This window comes from Lacunisphaera limnophila, from assembly GCF_001746835.1.
GTDB classification, from domain to species: Bacteria; Verrucomicrobiota; Verrucomicrobiia; order Opitutales; family Opitutaceae; genus Lacunisphaera; species Lacunisphaera limnophila.
This window is the reverse complement of record NZ_CP016094.1, coordinates 1,510,666-1,528,611: the sequence shown is the minus strand read 5'-3', so window position 1 is coordinate 1,528,611 and position 17,946 is coordinate 1,510,666. Positions and strand designations below refer to the sequence as shown.

The following is a 17,946-nucleotide window of genomic DNA, read 5'->3' as shown; positions in this document are numbered from 1 at the left end:
GAATTCCCGTCAACGCCGCCCGGTGGAGCCCGCGCTTCGCGCGGGCTGGTTTTTGGCAGCGCGGCATGCCTTACGGCTGCAGCACGCTCGCGAAGAACGCCTTCATTTCCGCGGCGTAATAGACGCCGTGTTCGGCGAAGGTGGCCTTTGTCTTCGCATCGGGTTTCCAGTCGAAGAAGGCGTGTTCCGCCCCGCCGACCTGCACGTACTGCACCCGCTGCCCGGCCTTCACCAGCGCGTCCATGAACTCCGTGACCATCGCGTCCGTGATCAGCGGATCGCGCGTGCCCCGGGTCAGGTATTGCGGCACGGCGCGCCCGGTCGCCGCGGGAATCGCATGGAGGGGCTGGACCGCCTGGTCCCAGCTCGCGTCCGCCGCCGGGTTCTCGGGGTCGGCCTTCAGCCACGCCCCGGCGAACACGCCGTAACTCGGCGCCGCCGCCCGGATCGCAACCAGCATCTCCGCCTTCAGCTCAGCCACGGACTTCCCGGCCGGCACATAGGTAGGCTTGAATTCAAAGACGCCGGGCTCGCGGCCGAAGCCGCGGGTGCCGATCCGTTCCACCATCAGGGAAACCGACGCCGACAAGTGGCCGCCGGCACTGTCGCCCGTCACGCCGATCCTCGTCGGGTCGCCGCCGTAGTCGGCCGCATGCTCCCTGATGTGGGCGATGGCGCCGTAACAATCCTCGATCAGGTTCACCATCGAGTTGGCGGTGGCATCGCCATCCGCCTTGCCCGCCCAGCGGTAGTCGATGCTAGCCACGACGAACTGCCCGCCGCGCGTGAGTTCGCGCGCCAGGCCGCGCATGACGTCCTCGTCGTTGGTCGTCCAGCCGCCGCCATGGATGATGACGATGATCGGCCGGTTCTTCGCCCCCACAGGCGAGAACACGTCATACTTGAGCGGTTTCTTGCCCGGTTGGGCGTAGACGATGTTGTCGCGCACCGTGACATGCGCCACCGCTGCCGCCTCGATGAACGAGGCGCCGAGGTGCTTGTCCTGGTCGATCACCACGCTGAAGACCGGCGTCGGGGACTCGTGATACATCGCCCCCCAGCGGCCGGGCACCGAGTAATAGCCGGCATCGAGCGTGTACCCGGTATCCGGCTGCGTGGTGATGGTGACCACGGTGCCCGCGGGATAGCGGCCGTCCGCCGGCAGGGCCGGGTCCACCGAGAATCGTCCGTGAACCGGCTGGTCGAGGGTGACGGCGTAGGTCTGGTCCGCGGCGGCCAGGTTGGCCGGCAGGAGCGTAACAACCAAAGTAAGCGGGAGGACGATCCCGCGGAGCGAATTTTTCATGGGTGGGGTGTGGGGGAGACGGACGACGCGACGATGATCGCGGGGATCGCGCGATACAACCTTTCGCTCCGGCCGGAGCCGACGACCAGGGTTTCCCGTGACGGTAAAGTGACATGCGTGATGCCATTCGAGCGAGGCCGCGAGAACATGGGCAGCCTTGGCCACCCCGGCCCCGGGCACCCCACCCCCTCGTTTCATGCGCATCCCCCGCCGCCGCCTTCCTGGCATCGCGGCCGCAGCCGACGCCGTCGTCCCTCCCCTTCGCCTTCCGTCCCCATGAAAACCCGTCTTCTCCTCGCCCCACTCGCCTTGCTCCTGGCCCAGGTCTTGCCCGCCCAGGCCATCAAGAGCCCCGATGGGGCCCTCGCCGTGCAGCTCACGCTCGACGGCGGCGCCCTGACTTACCAGGTCAGCCGCGACGGCCGCCTGATGCTCGAGCCTTCCCCTCTCGGCCTGGAGACGAGCCTCGGCAGCTTCGCCACCGGCTTGAAGGCCGCCGGCGTTACCACGGCGCAGATCGATGAACGCTACACCCTGCCGCACGGCAAGGTGCGCGACGTGCATTATGTGGCCAACGAGCTCACCGCCCGTTTCACCAACGCCACGGGCGACTCCCTCGAGGTCATCTTCCGCGTCAGCGACCGCGATGTCGCCTTCGCCTACCGCCTCTCCGGCAAAGACCGCCAGCGCGTCACCATCCAGCGCGAGGCCACCGGCTTCAACTTTCCCGCCGCCGCCACCGCCTTCGTCACCTGGCAGGCCAAACCCGGCGACGGCTGGATGAAGTCCAAGCCCAGTTACGAGGAAGGCTACCAGATCGACGAGCCCGTCGGCACGAAGTCCCCCACCGGCCTCGGCTTCACCTTCCCCGCCCTCTTTCGCGTCGGCGACAACGGCTGGGTGCTCGTGTCCGAGACCGGCACCACCAGCCACTACGCTGGCACGCGCCTCGGCGATCCCACGCCAGACGGGATTTATCCCATCGCCTTCCCCGAGCCGGGCGAGAACGGCGGCATCGGTGACGCCACCGTCTCGGCTGCGATGCCGCTGCTGACGCCCTGGCGCACCCTCACCGTCGGCGCGACGCTCGCGCCCATCGTCGAGAGCACCGTCGCCACCGACGTCGTGCAACCCCTCTACGCCCCGTCGCAGGTCTACGCCCCCGGCCGCGCCACCTGGAGCTGGCTCGTCTGGCAGGATGCCAGCATGAACGAGGCCGACCAGCGCACCTTCATCGACCTCGCCGCCACGATGGGCTGGGAATACATCCTGGTGGACGCGCTCTGGGAGGGAAACCTGGGCCGCGCCAAGCTCGCCGAACTCGTGACCTATGCCCGGTCGAAAAAGGTCGAGGTGTTGCTCTGGTACAATTCCAACGGCGCCTGGAACGATGCCCCGCAGGACCCGCGCAACCGCATGGACTCCGCCCCCGCCCGCCAGCAGGAAATGGCCTGGCTGAAGTCCATCGGCGTGAAGGGCCTCAAGGTCGACTTCTTCGGCGGCGACAAGCAGACGACGATGAAGCTCTACGAGGACATCCTCACGGACGGCAACGCCCACGGTCTCATGCTGGTCTTCCACGGCACCACGATCCCGCGCGGCTGGGAACGCATGTACCCGAACTTCCTGTCCAGCGAGGCCGCCACCGTCTCCGAGAACCTCATCTTCTCCCAGGGCTTCGCCGACGGCGAGGCCCGCCTCAGCACGATCCTGTCCCACCTGCGCAACCCCGTCGCCCCGCTCGATTTCGGCCCGATGGTCCTGAACCGCACCTTCCACAAGGAAGCGGGCAAAGGCAACCAGCGCCGCACCACCGACGCCTTCCAGCTCGCCACCACCGTGCTCTACCAGTCGCCGCTCCAGCACTTCGGCCTCACACCGAACAACCTCAAGGAACAACCGGCCTTCGTCCTCGATTTCCTCCGCTCGGTGCCCGTCGTGTGGGACGAGACCCGCTACCTCGCCGGTTATCCCGGCAAGCACGTCGCGCTGGCCCGCCGCCACGGCAACCGCTGGTTTGTCGCCGCCACCAACGGCGAGAAACAAGCCAAGGAACTGACGCTCAGCGTCCCCTTCCTCGCCGGCCGCACGCTCACTCTCATCCATGACGGCCCCGCCCAGACCGCCGCCACGCGCCCGGTCACCGTCGGCGCGGATGGCCAGCTCACCCTCACCCTCGAGGTCGGCGGCGGCGCCGTGCTGTTTGAGTAGGGCCAGTCTCTGACTGGCCCGGACCGGCCCCATACCCCCTCACGCGCCCCGCTTCTCCCCCATGACCCTCCGTCAGCTCGCTCTTCCCGTCCTCCTCCTCGCTGCCACCGCCCTGGCGCAGGAAACCCCCGCGCCGCGCCCGTCGCCCGCGAGCCATTATAACGTCCCGAAACCCGCCCACCCCGTCCCCATCCTGCCGGCCCTGCCCGCGCCCGAGGACATCTCCTTCTACGCCGAGCGCGAAGTACCGCATGGCCGCGTTGAGCTCGTGACTTACCGCACTTCCGCCGGCACGGAGAAGCGCATGCACGTGTACCTGCCGCCCGGCTACGATTCCGCGACGGATCACCGTTATCCGGTCCTCTACCTCAACCACGGCGGCGGCGAGAACGACAGCCACTGGACCGCAAGCGGCCACGCGCCCCATATCCTCGACAACCTCATCGCCGACGGGAAAGCCCGCCCGATGATCATTGTCATGCCCAACACCGGCCGGCTCGTATCAGGCACGCCGCCCAAGCTCGGCGAGGACGACGCGTGCACGCAGGAATACCTGAAGGACATCCTGCCCTTCGTGGACGCCCGTTACCGCACGCGTCCGGACCGCGCCAGCCGCGCCGTCGCCGGCCTCTCGATGGGCGGCTTCGTCGTGCTCAACACCGGCCTCACCCACCTTGAGACCTTCGGCGAACTCTACGTGTTCAGTTCCGGCTACTGGCCCGATCAGCTCGGGCTTTTCAAGGAGCGCATCCAGCCCCTGCTCAGCGACCTCAAGATCAACGAGCGCCTGCGCATGCCCATCTACGTCGCCGTCGGCGAAACTGACATCGCCTACCTCAACAGCATGAAAACCGTCGCCGTCCTCGCCGAGCACGGCGTCCGTCATTTCTCCGTCCTCAGCTCCCACGGCCACGAATGGCTCAACTGGCGCCGCTACCTCTGGCAGACCGCGCAGATCATGTTCCCCGAGGACCGATGAACCCAGTTGTAGGGCGGGGTCGCCGAACCCCGCCGTGCACGTGATATCGTGTTCGTAGAAAGGCGGGGTTCGGCGACCCCGCCCTACATTTTCTTCTCCACCCCCATCCCTCATGAAAAACCCCCTCGTTCGTGTCATTTCCCTGATCGCCCTCGGCGTGACGGCCCTCACCACCTCCCTCCCGGCCAAGGAGACTTTCGTCATGGTCCACGGCGCCACCGCCGGCGGCTGGGAATGGAAACGCTGCGGCAACTTCCTCGTCGAGGACGGCCACACCGTCTACCGCGCCACCCTCACCGGCCTCGGCGAGCGCATGCACCTCAGCAGCCCCGACAACGACCTGCAGACCCACATCAACGATGTCGTGAACCTGATCCTCTTCGAGGACCTGCATGACATCGTGCTCACCGGCCACAGCTACGGCGGCATGGTCATCACCGGCGTCATGGACCGCGTGCCCGAGCGCATCAAGCATGTCGTCTTCCTCGACGCTGCCGTGCCCCAGGACGGCCAGTCCATCTGGGATATCTTCGGCGGCCAGAACCCCACCGGCCCCCGGTTCGCCGACGGCTTCATGCAGGTGCCCTGGGTCAAGCCCGGCGACAAGCCGCCGCACAGCATGAAGCAGTCGATCAAGTGCTTCAACCAGCCCGTCTCCTACAAGAACCCCGCCGCCCTCGCGCTGCCCGTGACCTACGTCGCCTTCGTGCCGAAGGACAAGTCCGCCGAGGAACGCGCCAAGACGGACAAGAGCTGGCAGAACGCCGTCGCCCGCGGTTGGACGATCCGCACCTTCCCCGGCGGCCATGTCGCCCAGCAGGAGGACCCGCGCGGCGTCGCCACCCTCATCGCGGAATCCGTCAGCGACCAGAATAAGCCCGTCGCGCAGTAAGGTGGAACCCGCGCTCCGCGGGGGTTTGCCTTGTTGTAGGGCGGGGTCGCCGAACCCCGCCTTGGTTCGATGATGATATCGTGTTCGCCGGAAGGCGGGGTTCGGCGACCCCGCCCTACACATTACGATCCCCCGGAGCTTTGCTCGCCACCCGGCCTCCGCCCAACAACCTGATCCCCCATGAAGCGCGTCACCCCCGCCATTCTGCTGGTCTCCCTGTTCACCCTATCCGGCCTCGCGGCCGACGCCACCGGCCCCGGACCGGCCGCCACCGCCGGGCTGTTCCCGCTCAGCCGGGTCCAGCTCCTCGACGGGCCCTTCCGCCACGCGCAGGAGGTGAACCGCCGCTACCTGCTCGCCCACGATGTTGACCGGTTGCTCGCTCCGTTCCGGATCGAGGCCGGCCTGGCCACACCCCAGCCCAAATATCCCAACTGGGAAAGCATGGGCCTCTCCGGCCACACCGGCGGCCACTACCTCACGGCCCTCGCCCAGGAATGGGCCGCCAGCGGCGACGCCGAGTGGCGCCGCCGGATCGACCAAATGGTCGCCGGGCTCGCTGCCTGCCAGCAGGCCGGCGGCGACGGCTACGTCGGCGGCATCCCCCGCGGCCGCACGCTTTGGGACGATATCGCCGCGGGTCGGCACAATTTCCAAAGCTTCAGCCTCAACGGCGCCTGGGTCCCGTGGTACAACGAGCACAAGCTCTTCGCCGGCCTGCGCGACGCCTGGCTGCTCGCCGGCAATGCGCAGGCGAAGGACGTCCTCGTGCGCCTCGCCGACTGGTGTGACACCCTCCTCGCGCGGCTGACCGACGAGCAGATGCAGGCCATGCTCGGCACCGAGCACGGCGGCATGAACGAGGTCCTCGCCGATGTCGCCGCCATCACCGGCGACGCCAAATACCTGCGGCTCGCGCAACGCTTCTCGCACCGCGCCATCCTCAATCCGCTCCTGCGCCACGAGGACCAGCTCACCGGCCTGCACGCCAACACCCAGATCCCGAAGGTCATCGGCTTTGCCCGCATCGCCGAGCTCGGCGGCGATGCCTCATGGCGCGATGCCTCGCGCTACTTCTGGAACCGCGTCGCCGGCCCCCGCAGCGTCGTCTTCGGCGGCAACAGCGAGCGCGAGCATTTCAATCCGCCCGACGATTTCTCCTCCCTCCTTGAGTCCCGCGAGGGCCCGGAAACCTGCAACACCTACAACATGCTCCGGCTCACCGAGGTGCTCTTCCGCGCCGAGCCGGCCGCGCGTTACGCCGACTACTACGAGCGCGCTCTCTACAACCACATCCTCGCCTCTCAGCACCCGGACCACGGCGGCTACGTCTATTTCACCCCCCTCCGCCCGCGCCACTACCGCGTCTACTCTCAACCCGGGGTCTGCTTCTGGTGCTGCGTCGGCAGCGGCATGGAAAACCACGGCAAATACGGCGCCTTCCTCTACGCCCGGTCCGCGGCCCACGATGCCCTCTACGTGAACCTGTTTGTCGCCTCCGAGCTCGACTGGGCCGAACGCGGCGTCCGCCTGCGGCAGGAAACCACCTTCCCCGACACGGATCGCACCACCCTGACCGTCACCACCGCCCAGCCGCAGCGTTTCACCCTGCACCTGCGCCACCCGGCCTGGTGCGCCCGGCCCGTGATCCTCCTCAACGGCCAGCCGCTGGCCGTGACCTCATCCCCCTCCTCCTATTTCGCAATCGAGCGCGAATGGCGCGACGGCGACCGCCTCGAGCTCACCCTGCCGATGACCACGACCCTCGAGCGCCTGCCCGACGGTTCTGACTACGCCGCGGTGCTGCACGGCCCGATCGTCCTCGCCGCCCCGACCGGCACCGGCCCCCTCGAGGGCCTCGTCGCCAACGACAGCCGCATGGGCCATATCTCCCCCGGCCCCTACCTCCCGCTCGACGGGGCCCCGATGCTGGTGGGCGATCCGGCGCAGCTCGCCGCCGGCCTCCGCCCGGTCGCGGGCCGGCCGCTGACCTTCACCGCGGGGGACCTCATCCGGCCGCAGGCCTTCGGCGCCCTCGAGCTGGTGCCCTTCTTCCGGGTCCACGACTCCCGTTACATGCTCTACTGGCGGACGGTGACGGCGGATAAATATCCGGCCGTGGTCGCCGCCCTTGAGGCCTCGGAACGGGCGCTGCTGGCGCTGGAGGCGCGCACGCTCGACCGCGTCGCTCCCGGTGAGCAGCAGTCGGAGGTGGAGCACGGTTTCACGGGCGAGGCCACCCGGACGGGCTCCACGCACGGCCTCCGCTGGCGCGAGGCGGTGGGCGGCTGGTTCGCTTACTCCCTCAATCCTGCCGGCGCTACCGGGACCGCCCTCGAACTCGTCGTGACCTATGATGGCAGCGAGCGCGACCGCCGCTTCGACGTGCTCGTCAATGACCGCGTGCTTGCCACCGTGGAACTGAGCGGCGACCGCCGCGACCGGATGGTGGACGTCGTCTATCCGCTCCCGGCCGACCTCGCGGCCGCCGGCCCGCTCACCGTCAAGTTCGCCGCCCGCGAGAAATCCCGCACGGGCTCCGTCTACGGCGTGCGCCTGGTGAAGGCGGAAACCAAATAGCGCCGATGCCCGCGACCCTGCCCCGCCTCATCCGCCTCGTCACCCTCGCGGCCGCGCTCGCGGGCGTCTCCGGCGCCGCCGCGACCACCCGGGCGGAGGTCCGCATCCGCGACCCCTTCGTGCTGCCCGAACCGGCCACGCAGACCTATTACATCTACGGCACGACGACCGCGGGCATCTTCGACGGCGGCATCAAGCGCAAGGCCGTGATGGTTTTCCAGTCCAAGGATCTCGAACACTGGTCCGACCCGGTGCCGGTGTGGGAGGTGCCCGCCGACCACTGGGGCCGCGAGACGGTGTGGGCGCCGGAGGTGCATGCCTACCGCGGCAAGTACTACCTGTTCGTGACCATCACGTCGAAGGACACCCTGCCGACGCCTGCCGGCCGGCCGCAAAATGTGAAACGCGGCACCGAGATCCTCGTCGCCGACTCGCCGCTCGGACCGTTTCAGCCGCTCGGGACCGGACCGCAGACGCCCCCCGACTGGATGGCCCTCGACGGCAGCCTGTGGGTCGAAGACGGCGTGCCTTACATGGTGTTCTGTCACGAGTGGGCCCAGATCACCGACGGCAGCTTTGATATTGTGCAACTCAGCGACGACCTGGCCCTGGCGGTGGGTGATCCGAAGCTGCTTTTCTCCGCGTCCGAGGGCCCGTGGGTGCGTTGCCGCGGCGACATCGGCGAACTCTACCAGGGCAAACGTTACCACGCCTACGTGAGCGACGGCAACTGGTTGCACCGCACCAAGGACGGCACCCTGCTGATGCTCTGGTCGAGCTACGGCCCGACCAAATACGCGGTGGGCATCGCCCGGTCGTCAAGCGGCAGCGTCTTCGGCCCGTGGGAACAGCTGCCCGAGCCTCTCTGGTCCGACGACGGCGGCCACCCGACGGTGTTCAAGACGTTCGATGACCGCCTGGTGATGGTTATCCACCAGCCCAACCGGAAAGTGGAGCGCGCCCGCTTCTTCGAGCTCGAGGACCTCGGCCACACTCTCCGCCTCAAGGGCGAGCTGGGCGCACGCTGAGCTGACATCACGGCCGACCCGGGTTCCGCTGATACTACCTTTCCCCGCAACTATCTTCTCTCCCCATGAAGCGCATTACCCCTGCCTGTCTGCTGTCCGCGCTGTTGCTTTTCACTGGCACCGCCGCCGAGCCCCACCGCCTCACCGTCGCGCTGGACGCCCCGGCGAAGCCGATCAGCCCCGACCTCTTCGGCATCTTCTTCGAGGATCTGAACTATGCCGCCGACGGCGGGCTCTACGCCGAGCTACTGCAAAACCGCTCCTTCGAATACAGCCCCACCGAGCAGGCCAAGTGGGGCCCGCTCTCCTTCTGGGACCTCGTGAAGACCGGCGCCGGTGAGGGCCACCTCGGGCTCGGCAACTCCCGCCCCGTCCACGCCAACAATCCCCATTACCTGCTCCTCAATGTCACCCAGGCCGGCGATGGCGTCGGCGTCGCCAACCTCGGCTTCGACCAGATCCCGCTCGTGGCCGGCCAGGCCTACGAGGTCTCCTTCTTCGCCTACCAGGCCTACATGGGCATCATGTGGGGCCCCGGCGACCAGACGAAGCCCATGCCGGTGACCGTCCGCCTCGAAGGGGCGGACGGCCGCGTGCTGGCCGAGGCCAAATTTGAAATCTCCGGCCGCACGTGGACCAAACACACGGCGACGCTCACGCCCGCACACTCCGAGCCGGCGGCGCGGTTCGTCCTGCTCGCGCACGCGGCGGGCGGTGTCGCGCTGGATATGGTTTCGCTCTTCCCGCACGACACCTTCCAAGGCCGCGCCAACGGCCTGCGCCGCGACCTCGCACAGACGATCGCGGACCTCCGGCCGCGCTTCGTACGTTTCCCCGGCGGCTGCCTCGTGCACGGCACCGGCATCCACGCCTACTATGACTGGAAGGACACCGTGGGCCCGCTCGAGCAACGCCGGGCCGCGCGCAATTCCTGGGGCTACCACCAGACGATGGGGATCGGGTATTATGAATATTTCCAATTCTGTGCGGACATCGGGGCCGCGCCCCTGCCCGTCGTCACTGCCGGCGTGTGCTGCCAGCACGCGGGCCATTCGCCCGGCCGCGGCCAGGAAGGCCTGCCGCTGGCGGAGATGCCCGCCTACATCCAGGACATCCTCGACCTCATCGAGTGGGCCAACGGCCCCGCTGACTCGAAATGGGGCGCCGTCCGCGCCGCCGCCGGCCACCCCGCGCCCTTCGGCCTGAAATACCTCGGCGTCGGCAACGAGGACGCCATCACCCCGGAATTCAAGGAGCGCTTCACCCTTATCAACGACGTGCTCAAGGCAAAGCACCCCGAGATCACCGTCATCGGCACCTCCGGCCCCTTCGCCAGCGGCGAGGACTTCGACAAGGGCTGGGCCTTCGCCCGCGAGCTGAACCTCGCGCTGGTGGACGAGCACTACTACGTCCCGCCGCAATGGATGTGGGACAACCTCGCCCGCTACGACACCTACGACCGCGCCGGCCCCAAGGTCTACGTCGGCGAATACGCCGCCCACGAAAAGGACCGCCGCAACACCCTGCGCACCGCCCTCGCCGAGGCCGCCCACCTCACCTCACTCGAACGCAACGGCGACCAGGTCGTCTTCTCCTCCTTCGCCCCCCTGCTCGCCCGCCGCCAGCACACCCAGTGGACGCCCGACCTGATCTACTTCACCGGCACCGAGGTCTTCCCCAGCCTCAACTACACCGTGCAAAAGCTGTTCGGTCACAACGCCGGCGACGCCGCGCTTCCGACCACGCTCGCGCCCGCGCCCGCCGGCACCAAGCTCGCGGCCTCCACCGTGCGCGATAGCCGCAGCGGCGACATCATCCTCAAGCTCGTCAACGGTGAGCCCACCGCCCAGACCGTGGCCGTGAACCTGGCCGGCGCCGGGCCCCTACCCGCCACCGCGCAGCGCACCGTCTTCGGCGGCGCGGACGCCGACGTGGCCAACACCGACGGCCAGCCGCCCGCGGTGGTGCCGGTCACCACGACCGTGCCACTTGCCGCCGCCTTTACCTATGAGGCCCCGGCGAACTCCCTCACCCTCCTCCGCTTCCCGGGCCGCTGAGACCGCGACCCCACGGCACAGCCAACAACCGATCATTTACCCCATGAAAACCTCCCCCGCCCGCCTCACCTTCACCCTGCTGTTGCTTGCCAGCGCCGCGGCGATGCCCGCGCAGGACCAACCCGCGGCGGAAACTCCTCCCGCGCGTCCCCGCGGCGGTTTCGGCGGGCCCATCGTGCTCGGGCCCGATGACGTGCGCGCCTATCCTGACGCGCCCCTCGGCTTCAACGTGCGCCGCCCCGGAGTCCCCGCCGGCCGCCTCGAGCCCTTCCACTATGATTCCGCCGTCACCGGCACGCGCCGCCTGGCCAACGTCTACCTCCCGCCCGGCTACTCGGCCGACCGGAAATACCCCGTGCTCTACCTCCTCCACGGCATCGGCGGCGACGAGACCGAGTGGATCCGCTTTGCCCAGCCGGACGCCCTGCTCGACAACCTGATCGCTGAAGGCCAAGCCGAGCCGATGATCATCGTGATCCCCAACGGCCGCGCCCTGCCCGACGACCGCGCCATCGGCAATTCCTTCGCCCCCGAGCGGGCCATCGGCTTCGCGATGTTCGAGCGCGATCTCCTCGACCACCTCATCCCCGCCATCGAGGCCCACTATGCGACGTACACCGACCGCGAGCACCGCGCCCTCGCCGGCCTCTCGATGGGCGGCGGCCAAACCTTCAACTTCGGCCTCGGCCACCTCGACACCTTCGCCTGGATCGGCGCCTTCTCCGCCGCCCCCAACACCCGGCCCCCGGCGGAACTGCTGCCCGATCCCGCCGCCGCCCGCGCGCAGCTGAAACTCCTCTACATCTCCTGCGGCAACAAGGACAGCCTCATCAGCATCTCCCAAGGCGTCCACACCTACCTGAAGGAGCACAACGTCCCGCATATCTGGAACGTTGATGACTTCGGCCACGATCCCGCCCACTGGGGCAGCAACCTGTACCACTTCGCCCAGCGGCTCTTCCGCTGAGCTTCGGCCCGCACCTGCCTTTTTGTAGGGTCGGTGCTTCCGCGGACTTTTTGCCTCACCGCAGCAACGCGCTCGCCGTCCAAAGCACCGGCGCCTGACCGTGGAGATCCCCGCTCCGACGGGGACGGGCCTGGTAGAAGTCATACTGGACCTTGAGGTCGTCGCTCTTGGTCGTCTTCCGGGCCTTGTCGGTGCCCACGCACACTTCCGCAAGGTTGGCGTCGTCATCGAGGTGCGCCACGAGGGCGAGCCAGGCGCGGCGCGCGGCCGGGGCATAGTCCTTCGCGTTGAGCCAGCCGGATTTCACGCCGGTCACGAGCGCGAAGGTGAACATCCCCGTGGCGGAGGTCTCGCCCCAACTCTCGGGCTTGTCCACGAGTTGCTTCCACAGGCCGTCGGTCCCCTGCACCGGCAGCAACGCGGCCATCATCGCGCGGTAGCCGGCGAGGATGCGGGCGTGGTGCGGATGATCGGCGGGCAGGTCGCGCAGCAGTTCCGCCATGCCGGCGGCCACCCAGCCGTTGCCCCGGCCCCAATAGAACGGCGAATCCGGTGCATGGAGAAAAAGGCCGTTCGGCTGCTGCAGTTTATCCAGGTAGGCGGCCATCGTCAGCGCGGCGCGATCGAGGTACTTGGCCTGCCGCGAGGCGCGGTACGCCTGCACCTGCAGGATGGGCAGCATGTACATGTCGTCGATCCACCAGCGGGCCTCCGGCGAAACGCCATCCGCGATCACGGGGTTGCCCCATTGCGCGTCGGCGTAGGTCAGTCCGATGGCGCGCCAAGCGTCGCCGCGGCCCTGCACCTGGAACTCCAACGGCACGACGCCGAAGATCCGGTAATCCACGTGCGCATCAGGTGAGACGCGCGCCGCGCCCTCGGGCGTGAGCAGGACGTCGTACTTGGCGTAAAGCCGGTCGCGCAGGGCCGTGTCACCGCTGAGCCCGGCCACGGTGAGAGCGCCATACCAGGCGCAGATCTCCGGGTAGATCACATAGCGGCGCTTGGGATCGGTCTGCCACTGGAAGGAGCGGGCGGCAAAGTTCTCCGCCACCCGCCGGCCCACCTCGGCTGGCGCGGTGCCCGCGGGCCAGTCGGAGAATTCCGGCACCGACGCGGTCGGCACGGCCCCGGCGGTACCGGCGGCCAAGAGAAGTCCGGCGAGGGCGGACCGGAGGAAGCGGGAGGGGGTCATGGGGAAGAGTGGAGGCGGTGTGGATCAAGTAGGTGGAGCCCGTTGGCTTCGTCGGGATGCACGGAACTCACGTTCACCCCGCCGGCTGGTGTTCACCGATAAGGGCCAGGCACTGGATGGCGGCGAGGCCCCATTGCGCCGCGTCGTTGGTCGAGACGAAGACCGCCTCGTCCACCGGACGGAGCACGGCCGGGCCCTCGACGCGCGTCACCGGGAATCGGCCGGTCGCGCTCTCGCGGCCGCGCCAATCCCGCGCAAATTCCGCCCAGGCCCGCTGCGCCAGCGCCGGGTCGCCCTTGAGCTTGGCGGCGTAGGCGGTGAGCCGCGCGTGTCCCTGCCGCAGGCCGTTGGCGCGCAGGGCCGAGCCCAGGCGCTTCGTCTGCTCCTCGGCGGACGCGTTGTAGAGCTCACAGTAGTCGAGCCAGGCCGTTTTGAACGCGGGCACGTCGAGCAGCGCGATTAGCTCGGCGCAGACCTCGACGAGGCCGAAGACGGCGTTGAGGTGCGACACGGAGACCTTGTCGCTCTTCGTGATCTCAAAGGCGCCCGTCTCGACATTGAGGATGAGGCCGGTGCTGAAGAGTCCCTTCGGCTGCGCCCCGAGGGTCCGCATGCTCGCGATGAGACGGTCGCGCATCTTCGGGTCGCCGGTGCGCTCCCACTCGGTGAGCCACGCGCCCGCGAGCGAGCCCCAGTCGGTGCCCATACTGGCGCCCACGCTGTCAGGGCTGGTCGGCGTGCCCCGGGACTGGTCGCCCTGCTCGTTGGCAAAGGCCAGCTTGCGGCCTGGCGGGAACTTCAGGAGCGCGCGGCCGGCCTCCACCTGCTCGCGCATGAGGTCGCCCACCCGCTCGTCGCCAGTGAGGTAGAAATAATAGCGGCGGTTAGTGGCGGTGCTGATGCGCAGCTGCTTGGCGCTACAACCCCAGTGCTGCACGTTGTGTCGCGAACCGAGCGGGGCGAAGCGCCCGAGGTGGTGCACATCCACTTCCCCGGTGTGGCGGGTCATGTCCTCCGCGAAACGGAAGACGTCAGCCCGGCCGGTCTGCAGGTAGTAAAGCCAGAGCCACAGATCGGTCGAAAGCTCGGAGTTGTCCCACGCGAAGCCGCCGATGTCATAGCGCCACTCATGCCGGTCGGCATCGTAGGTGTGCATCACATCGCCGTAGTTCCAGTAGCCGTACCAGCGGCGCTGCTCCCGCTGGCCGACGTAGAAGTCGAAATACGCGGCCAGCCGATCCTCGACCGCGGCCCGGGCCGGAACCGAGCGGTCCGACGGATTCCAGATCGCCCCAAACACCTCGCACTGGTGCAGCCAAGCGGGCGAGTTCGCGAGCATCGGCGGGGCCTCGAGTGTGCGCTGCAGCGCAGCGAGGGTCTCGCGGGCGAGCGTGGCGGCGAGGCACCACAGGTGCAGCTCGCTCGTGCGGGCGACCCCCTCGGGCGAGTTGAAACCGGGTTCGTAATCCTCGTAGGTGATCTCGAGGCCGCCGTTATATTGCTTGTCGAAGGTGTCCATGCCGAGCCCGTCGTGATACGGGCGCAGGTCCATCGGGGCGGCGTCGGGCGCCCACAGCCAGGCGGTCACGGTCGCCGCATCGCCGGTGGCGCCACGGATGTCGAACTGCGCGGGGTGGCTCTGCCAGAAATTGCGCAGGCCGAAGGCGACGCCACCCGCTGGCGTACCGATGTAGCCGAGCCCACCCGCGCGCTGGCCCTGCGCGGCATCGAGCCAGGTGTGGCCCGCGTGGGTGCGTTTGCGGAGCTGGAAACCATCGGCATTGGCCTGTAGGAGGGTCCAGTCGGCGTAGGCCGGGACGTATTGCAGGCGTTCCACGACGCGCTGGTCCCACTCCGCCAGCGGCGGCGTGGCGCGGCCGGCGACCTGGGCTTCCTTGACCGCTTTGCCCGGATCACGGCGCAGGCCGGTGAGCCCGCGCACGGCCTCGCCAAACACGCCGCGGTCCGGTCCGCTGAAGCGCACGTGCCGATCGTACAGCTCACCGCGCAACGGCACGGTGAAACTCACGCCCAGGCCGGAAATGAAATCCTGCTCCGCGTTGCCGTCGAAGAGGATGGTGTGCATCACGCGCACCATCTCCCCGCCGGCGTGGAAATAAAGCCGGACGACAAACGGGAGCCAATCGGGCCGTGGGCCCGATTGCCCTGAGCCCGCCTGCGGTGAGCTTGTCGAACCCGTCGAAGGGCCTCCTGTTTGCCGATGTTTGCCCTCGATCTTCACCACAGCCCGCACCGGTCCGGCCTGCTCGACCGTGACCGCGGCGATCTCCCCGGTGAACGATTCCACCCGGATCGCGGCGGGGTCGCGACGGTTCTGGAGCTGACACACCAGCCGGCCGGCCCGGGCGATTTCTTTCCCGTCGCGGGTGATGGTGCGGATCAGGTCGCCGCCGCGGCGGCCGATGACGGCGCGGATCACGCCGGTGTCGATTTCCACGGCCTCCGCGCTCTCGGTGACCTTTACCGGACGCGCCGGCGCCGCCGGTGAACCGGCGGTTATCCGGTATTCCGCGCTGGCTGGGGCATCGGCGGGAATGGCGTGGGCCGTCCACTTGAGGGAGCCATCCGGCCAGAAGGCCAGCGGCCAGCTCTGCAGCGGCACCGCGGCCCCGTCGGTCGTCTGCAATTGAAAGGTGGTATCCCGCGGATGCTGCCCCCGCGGCCAGGGCCGGCCCCAGGTCGCTCCGGGCAGGGCCGCGGGCGTTCCTTCCAGCCAGTGCAGGGTATCAGGAGCACGGACCGGAGCGGCCGGTGCGGGAGCGGACCCGGTCGACGTGGCCCGCAGGCTGGTCGCCAGCTGGGCGGCCGCCGCCACAAGGGTGGTTTTACGGACAAACTCGCGACGGGTCAGGGAGGACATGGGCAGAATTGGGGTCAGGGGGTAGAGGATCTGGGGCCGGGATCTGAGAGGGGGCGAATTGTCAGAGCCTTGTGGGCGGCCAGCTCGCTGGCGCCACGATCACTTCAGCGTGGGCGTAGCGTGAGCAAGCTCATCGCCCACGGGGGGTGGGGATTCTCAATCGATATGAAATACCTCGCGCAGCGGCGTCGCGACCGGACTGTGGTCGGGGTTGGAAGGCATCACCTCGCCCATGTGCACCCACCAGCGCTGGCATTCGGGCGTGGCGGCGATGGCCTGCCAGCGGGCCTCGTCCTCGATCTCGGCGTAGGCGAAGAGCTGGCGGGTGCCGGGGTGCAGGAAGATCGAGTAGTTGTGGACGCCGTGGTCCTTGAGCACCTTCTCCAGCTCGGGCCAGATAGGGCGGTGCCGGCGCTCGTATTCCTGCTCGTGGCCGGGGTGGACCGACATGACAAAGGCTTGGCGGATCATACAGAGAGAAAGGTCAGCCGGAACGAATCCCGGCGTGGGGGATGGAGCCACTCTTCACCGGTTTGCGCGTAGAACCAAGCGCAAGCTGCAGGGACAGTCCGACCAGCCAACCATGGCGGAACCAGGATTCCCCGCGGATAGCGCGGATTCTCGCGGATAAGGGCCCGGATTGATCCGCGGCCATCCGCGTCATCCGCGGAAAGGGTTCGGGCCGCATCGTCGGACCGGGATCCCTCCCTAAATCGGACGCTCCGAATTTGGCGTTGAGCTTTGGTGGGATCCGCGGAGTTTAGGCGCACCCCATGTCCGCCCCGACGCTGCGCACCCTGGCCAAGACGCTTGGCCTATCCCGCACGACCATTTCCGACGCCCTCCGCGGTTCCCCGCGCGTGAAGGCCGACACGGTCCGGCGCGTCCGCGAGGCGGCGAAGGAGGCCGGCTACGAGCACAACCCGCTGACCGGCGCGGTCATGTCGCAACTACGACGCTCGCGGGGCCAGCAGTTCCGCGGCGTGCTGGCGGCGCTGGAGATCGTCGACGCCAAACGCCCGGCGCATGCCGTGCGGTACAACGAAGCGGTGCTGAAGGGCATCGCAGACCGCGCCGGCGAGCTCGGCTTCAAGATGGAGCGCTTCGAGCTCGGACCCGAGGGCATGCGGCTCAACCGCCTCGACACGATCCTGCACACCCGGAATATCCAAGGTCTGGTCCTGTTGCCCGCCTCCGGCCTGCCCGACCTCTCCGGCCTGAATTGGGAGCGTTACACGGCGGTCTATGCCGACCTCTTCATCAATCACCCGCCCCTGCACTGCGTGTGCCTGGACCATTACCGCTCGATGGTCATGCTGCTGCGCGAGCTGCACGAGCGCGGGTACCGCCGGCCCGGCCTGTTCATGGAGATCGCGATCGATGAGCGCCTGCAGTATCGCTGGGAAGGCGCCTTCCTCGCCCACCAGAAATACCTGACGGGCCTCGTCGAGGTACCCGCCCTGCGCACGACCAACCTCTCGCGGGAGGATTTCATTCCCTGGTTCCGCAAGCACAAGCCCGACGTCGTGATCGGCCACTTTCCGGAGGCCATCGAGTGGATGCGCAGCTGTGGTGCCCGGCTGCCGAAGACCCACGGCTTCGTTTGCCTGAACTCGCTGCGCACGACCGAGCCCTGCGCCGCCCTCGATTTCCAGCCCGCTCAGATCGGCGCGCGCGCCGCGGAACTGGTGATCGGCCAGCTGCTGCACAACGAGCTCGGCATCCCGGTGCAACCCTCGCTCACGACCATCCCCGCCCGCTTCCTCGAGGGCCCGACCCTGCGCGCGGCGGCGACGGGCGGGTAAGCGGTTTGCCCATAGGCTGGGATGCGGAGATCCCGCCCCACAAAA

General features: G+C 68.4%; 12 protein-coding genes. 8 read left to right on the top strand and 4 right to left on the bottom strand.

Features of this window, described 5'->3' with window-relative positions; all coding sequences use genetic code 11:
- Positions 1-70 precede the first annotated feature (70 nt).
- Complete coding sequence (locus Verru16B_RS06400) at positions 71-1,306, bottom strand: alpha/beta hydrolase (RefSeq protein ID WP_069961506.1); 1,236 nt, start codon at positions 1,304-1,306, stop codon at positions 71-73.
- 276 nt (positions 1,307-1,582) lie between these two features.
- On the opposite strand from Verru16B_RS06400, the gene Verru16B_RS06395 reads away from it, so the two are divergent.
- From Verru16B_RS06395 to Verru16B_RS06365, 7 genes are all read left to right on the top strand, one after another.
- Positions 1,583-3,517 (top strand): glycoside hydrolase family 97 protein, encoded by a 1,935-nt coding sequence (locus tag Verru16B_RS06395; RefSeq protein WP_069961505.1) that lies wholly within the window; start codon positions 1,583-1,585, stop codon positions 3,515-3,517.
- A gap of 61 nt (positions 3,518-3,578) precedes the next feature.
- Complete coding sequence (locus Verru16B_RS06390) at positions 3,579-4,496, top strand: alpha/beta hydrolase (RefSeq protein WP_069961504.1); 918 nt, start codon at positions 3,579-3,581, stop codon at positions 4,494-4,496.
- Positions 4,497-4,608: 112 nt separating this feature from the next.
- On the top strand, positions 4,609-5,388 hold the full coding sequence (locus Verru16B_RS06385; RefSeq protein ID WP_069961503.1) for an alpha/beta fold hydrolase: 780 nt from the start codon (positions 4,609-4,611) through the stop codon (positions 5,386-5,388).
- 180 nt (positions 5,389-5,568) lie between these two features.
- Entirely contained in the window at positions 5,569-7,968 is a 2,400-nt protein-coding gene (locus Verru16B_RS06380; protein WP_083270151.1) for a glycoside hydrolase family 127 protein, read from the top strand.
- A gap of 5 nt (positions 7,969-7,973) precedes the next feature.
- Entirely contained in the window at positions 7,974-8,996 is a 1,023-nt protein-coding gene (locus Verru16B_RS06375; protein ID WP_083270150.1) for a glycoside hydrolase family 43 protein, read from the top strand.
- 65 nt (positions 8,997-9,061) lie between these two features.
- Entirely contained in the window at positions 9,062-11,053 is a 1,992-nt protein-coding gene (locus Verru16B_RS06370; RefSeq protein ID WP_069961502.1) for an alpha-L-arabinofuranosidase C-terminal domain-containing protein, read from the top strand.
- Between the two features lie 43 nt (positions 11,054-11,096).
- Positions 11,097-12,020, top strand: coding sequence for an alpha/beta hydrolase (locus tag Verru16B_RS06365; protein ID WP_069961501.1), 924 nt, complete (start codon positions 11,097-11,099; stop codon positions 12,018-12,020).
- Between the two features lie 55 nt (positions 12,021-12,075).
- Here Verru16B_RS06365 and Verru16B_RS06360 read toward each other — a convergent pair whose 3' ends face one another.
- The 3 genes from Verru16B_RS06360 to rhaM all read right to left on the bottom strand — a co-directional run bounded on the left by Verru16B_RS06360 (position 12,076) and on the right by rhaM (position 16,567).
- Complete coding sequence (locus tag Verru16B_RS06360; protein ID WP_069961500.1) at positions 12,076-13,215, bottom strand: glycoside hydrolase family 88/105 protein; 1,140 nt, start codon at positions 13,213-13,215, stop codon at positions 12,076-12,078.
- A 73-nt stretch (positions 13,216-13,288) separates the two neighbouring features.
- A complete protein-coding gene (locus tag Verru16B_RS06355) occupies positions 13,289-16,096 on the bottom strand; it encodes an exo-rhamnogalacturonan lyase family protein (protein WP_069961499.1) in 2,808 nt (935 codons plus the stop codon).
- A gap of 156 nt (positions 16,097-16,252) precedes the next feature.
- Entirely contained in the window at positions 16,253-16,567 is a 315-nt protein-coding gene (gene rhaM, locus Verru16B_RS06350; protein WP_069961498.1) for an L-rhamnose mutarotase, read from the bottom strand.
- Between the two features lie 302 nt (positions 16,568-16,869).
- Between rhaM and Verru16B_RS06345 the strand changes: the two genes are divergently transcribed.
- Positions 16,870-17,901, top strand: a complete 1,032-nt coding sequence (locus Verru16B_RS06345; protein WP_083270149.1) for a LacI family DNA-binding transcriptional regulator — start codon at positions 16,870-16,872, stop codon at positions 17,899-17,901.
- Positions 17,902-17,946: the final 45 nt, after the last annotated feature.

Coding starts and splice junctions, on each gene's coding strand:
- Verru16B_RS06345 (WP_083270149.1), top strand. CDS start 16,870: ATGTCCGCCCCGACGCTGCGCACCCTGGCCAAGACGCTTGGCCTATCC.
- Verru16B_RS06370 (WP_069961502.1), top strand. CDS start 9,062: ATGAAGCGCATTACCCCTGCCTGTCTGCTGTCCGCGCTGTTGCTTTTC.
- Verru16B_RS06395 (WP_069961505.1), top strand. CDS start 1,583: ATGAAAACCCGTCTTCTCCTCGCCCCACTCGCCTTGCTCCTGGCCCAG.
- rhaM (WP_069961498.1), bottom strand. CDS start 16,567: ATGATCCGCCAAGCCTTTGTCATGTCGGTCCACCCCGGCCACGAGCAG.
- Verru16B_RS06375 (WP_083270150.1), top strand. CDS start 7,974: ATGCCCGCGACCCTGCCCCGCCTCATCCGCCTCGTCACCCTCGCGGCC.
- Verru16B_RS06380 (WP_083270151.1), top strand. CDS start 5,569: ATGAAGCGCGTCACCCCCGCCATTCTGCTGGTCTCCCTGTTCACCCTA.
- Verru16B_RS06365 (WP_069961501.1), top strand. CDS start 11,097: ATGAAAACCTCCCCCGCCCGCCTCACCTTCACCCTGCTGTTGCTTGCC.
- Verru16B_RS06355 (WP_069961499.1), bottom strand. CDS start 16,096: ATGTCCTCCCTGACCCGTCGCGAGTTTGTCCGTAAAACCACCCTTGTG.
- Verru16B_RS06400 (WP_069961506.1), bottom strand. CDS start 1,306: ATGAAAAATTCGCTCCGCGGGATCGTCCTCCCGCTTACTTTGGTTGTT.
- Verru16B_RS06360 (WP_069961500.1), bottom strand. CDS start 13,215: ATGACCCCCTCCCGCTTCCTCCGGTCCGCCCTCGCCGGACTTCTCTTG.
- Verru16B_RS06385 (WP_069961503.1), top strand. CDS start 4,609: ATGAAAAACCCCCTCGTTCGTGTCATTTCCCTGATCGCCCTCGGCGTG.
- Verru16B_RS06390 (WP_069961504.1), top strand. CDS start 3,579: ATGACCCTCCGTCAGCTCGCTCTTCCCGTCCTCCTCCTCGCTGCCACC.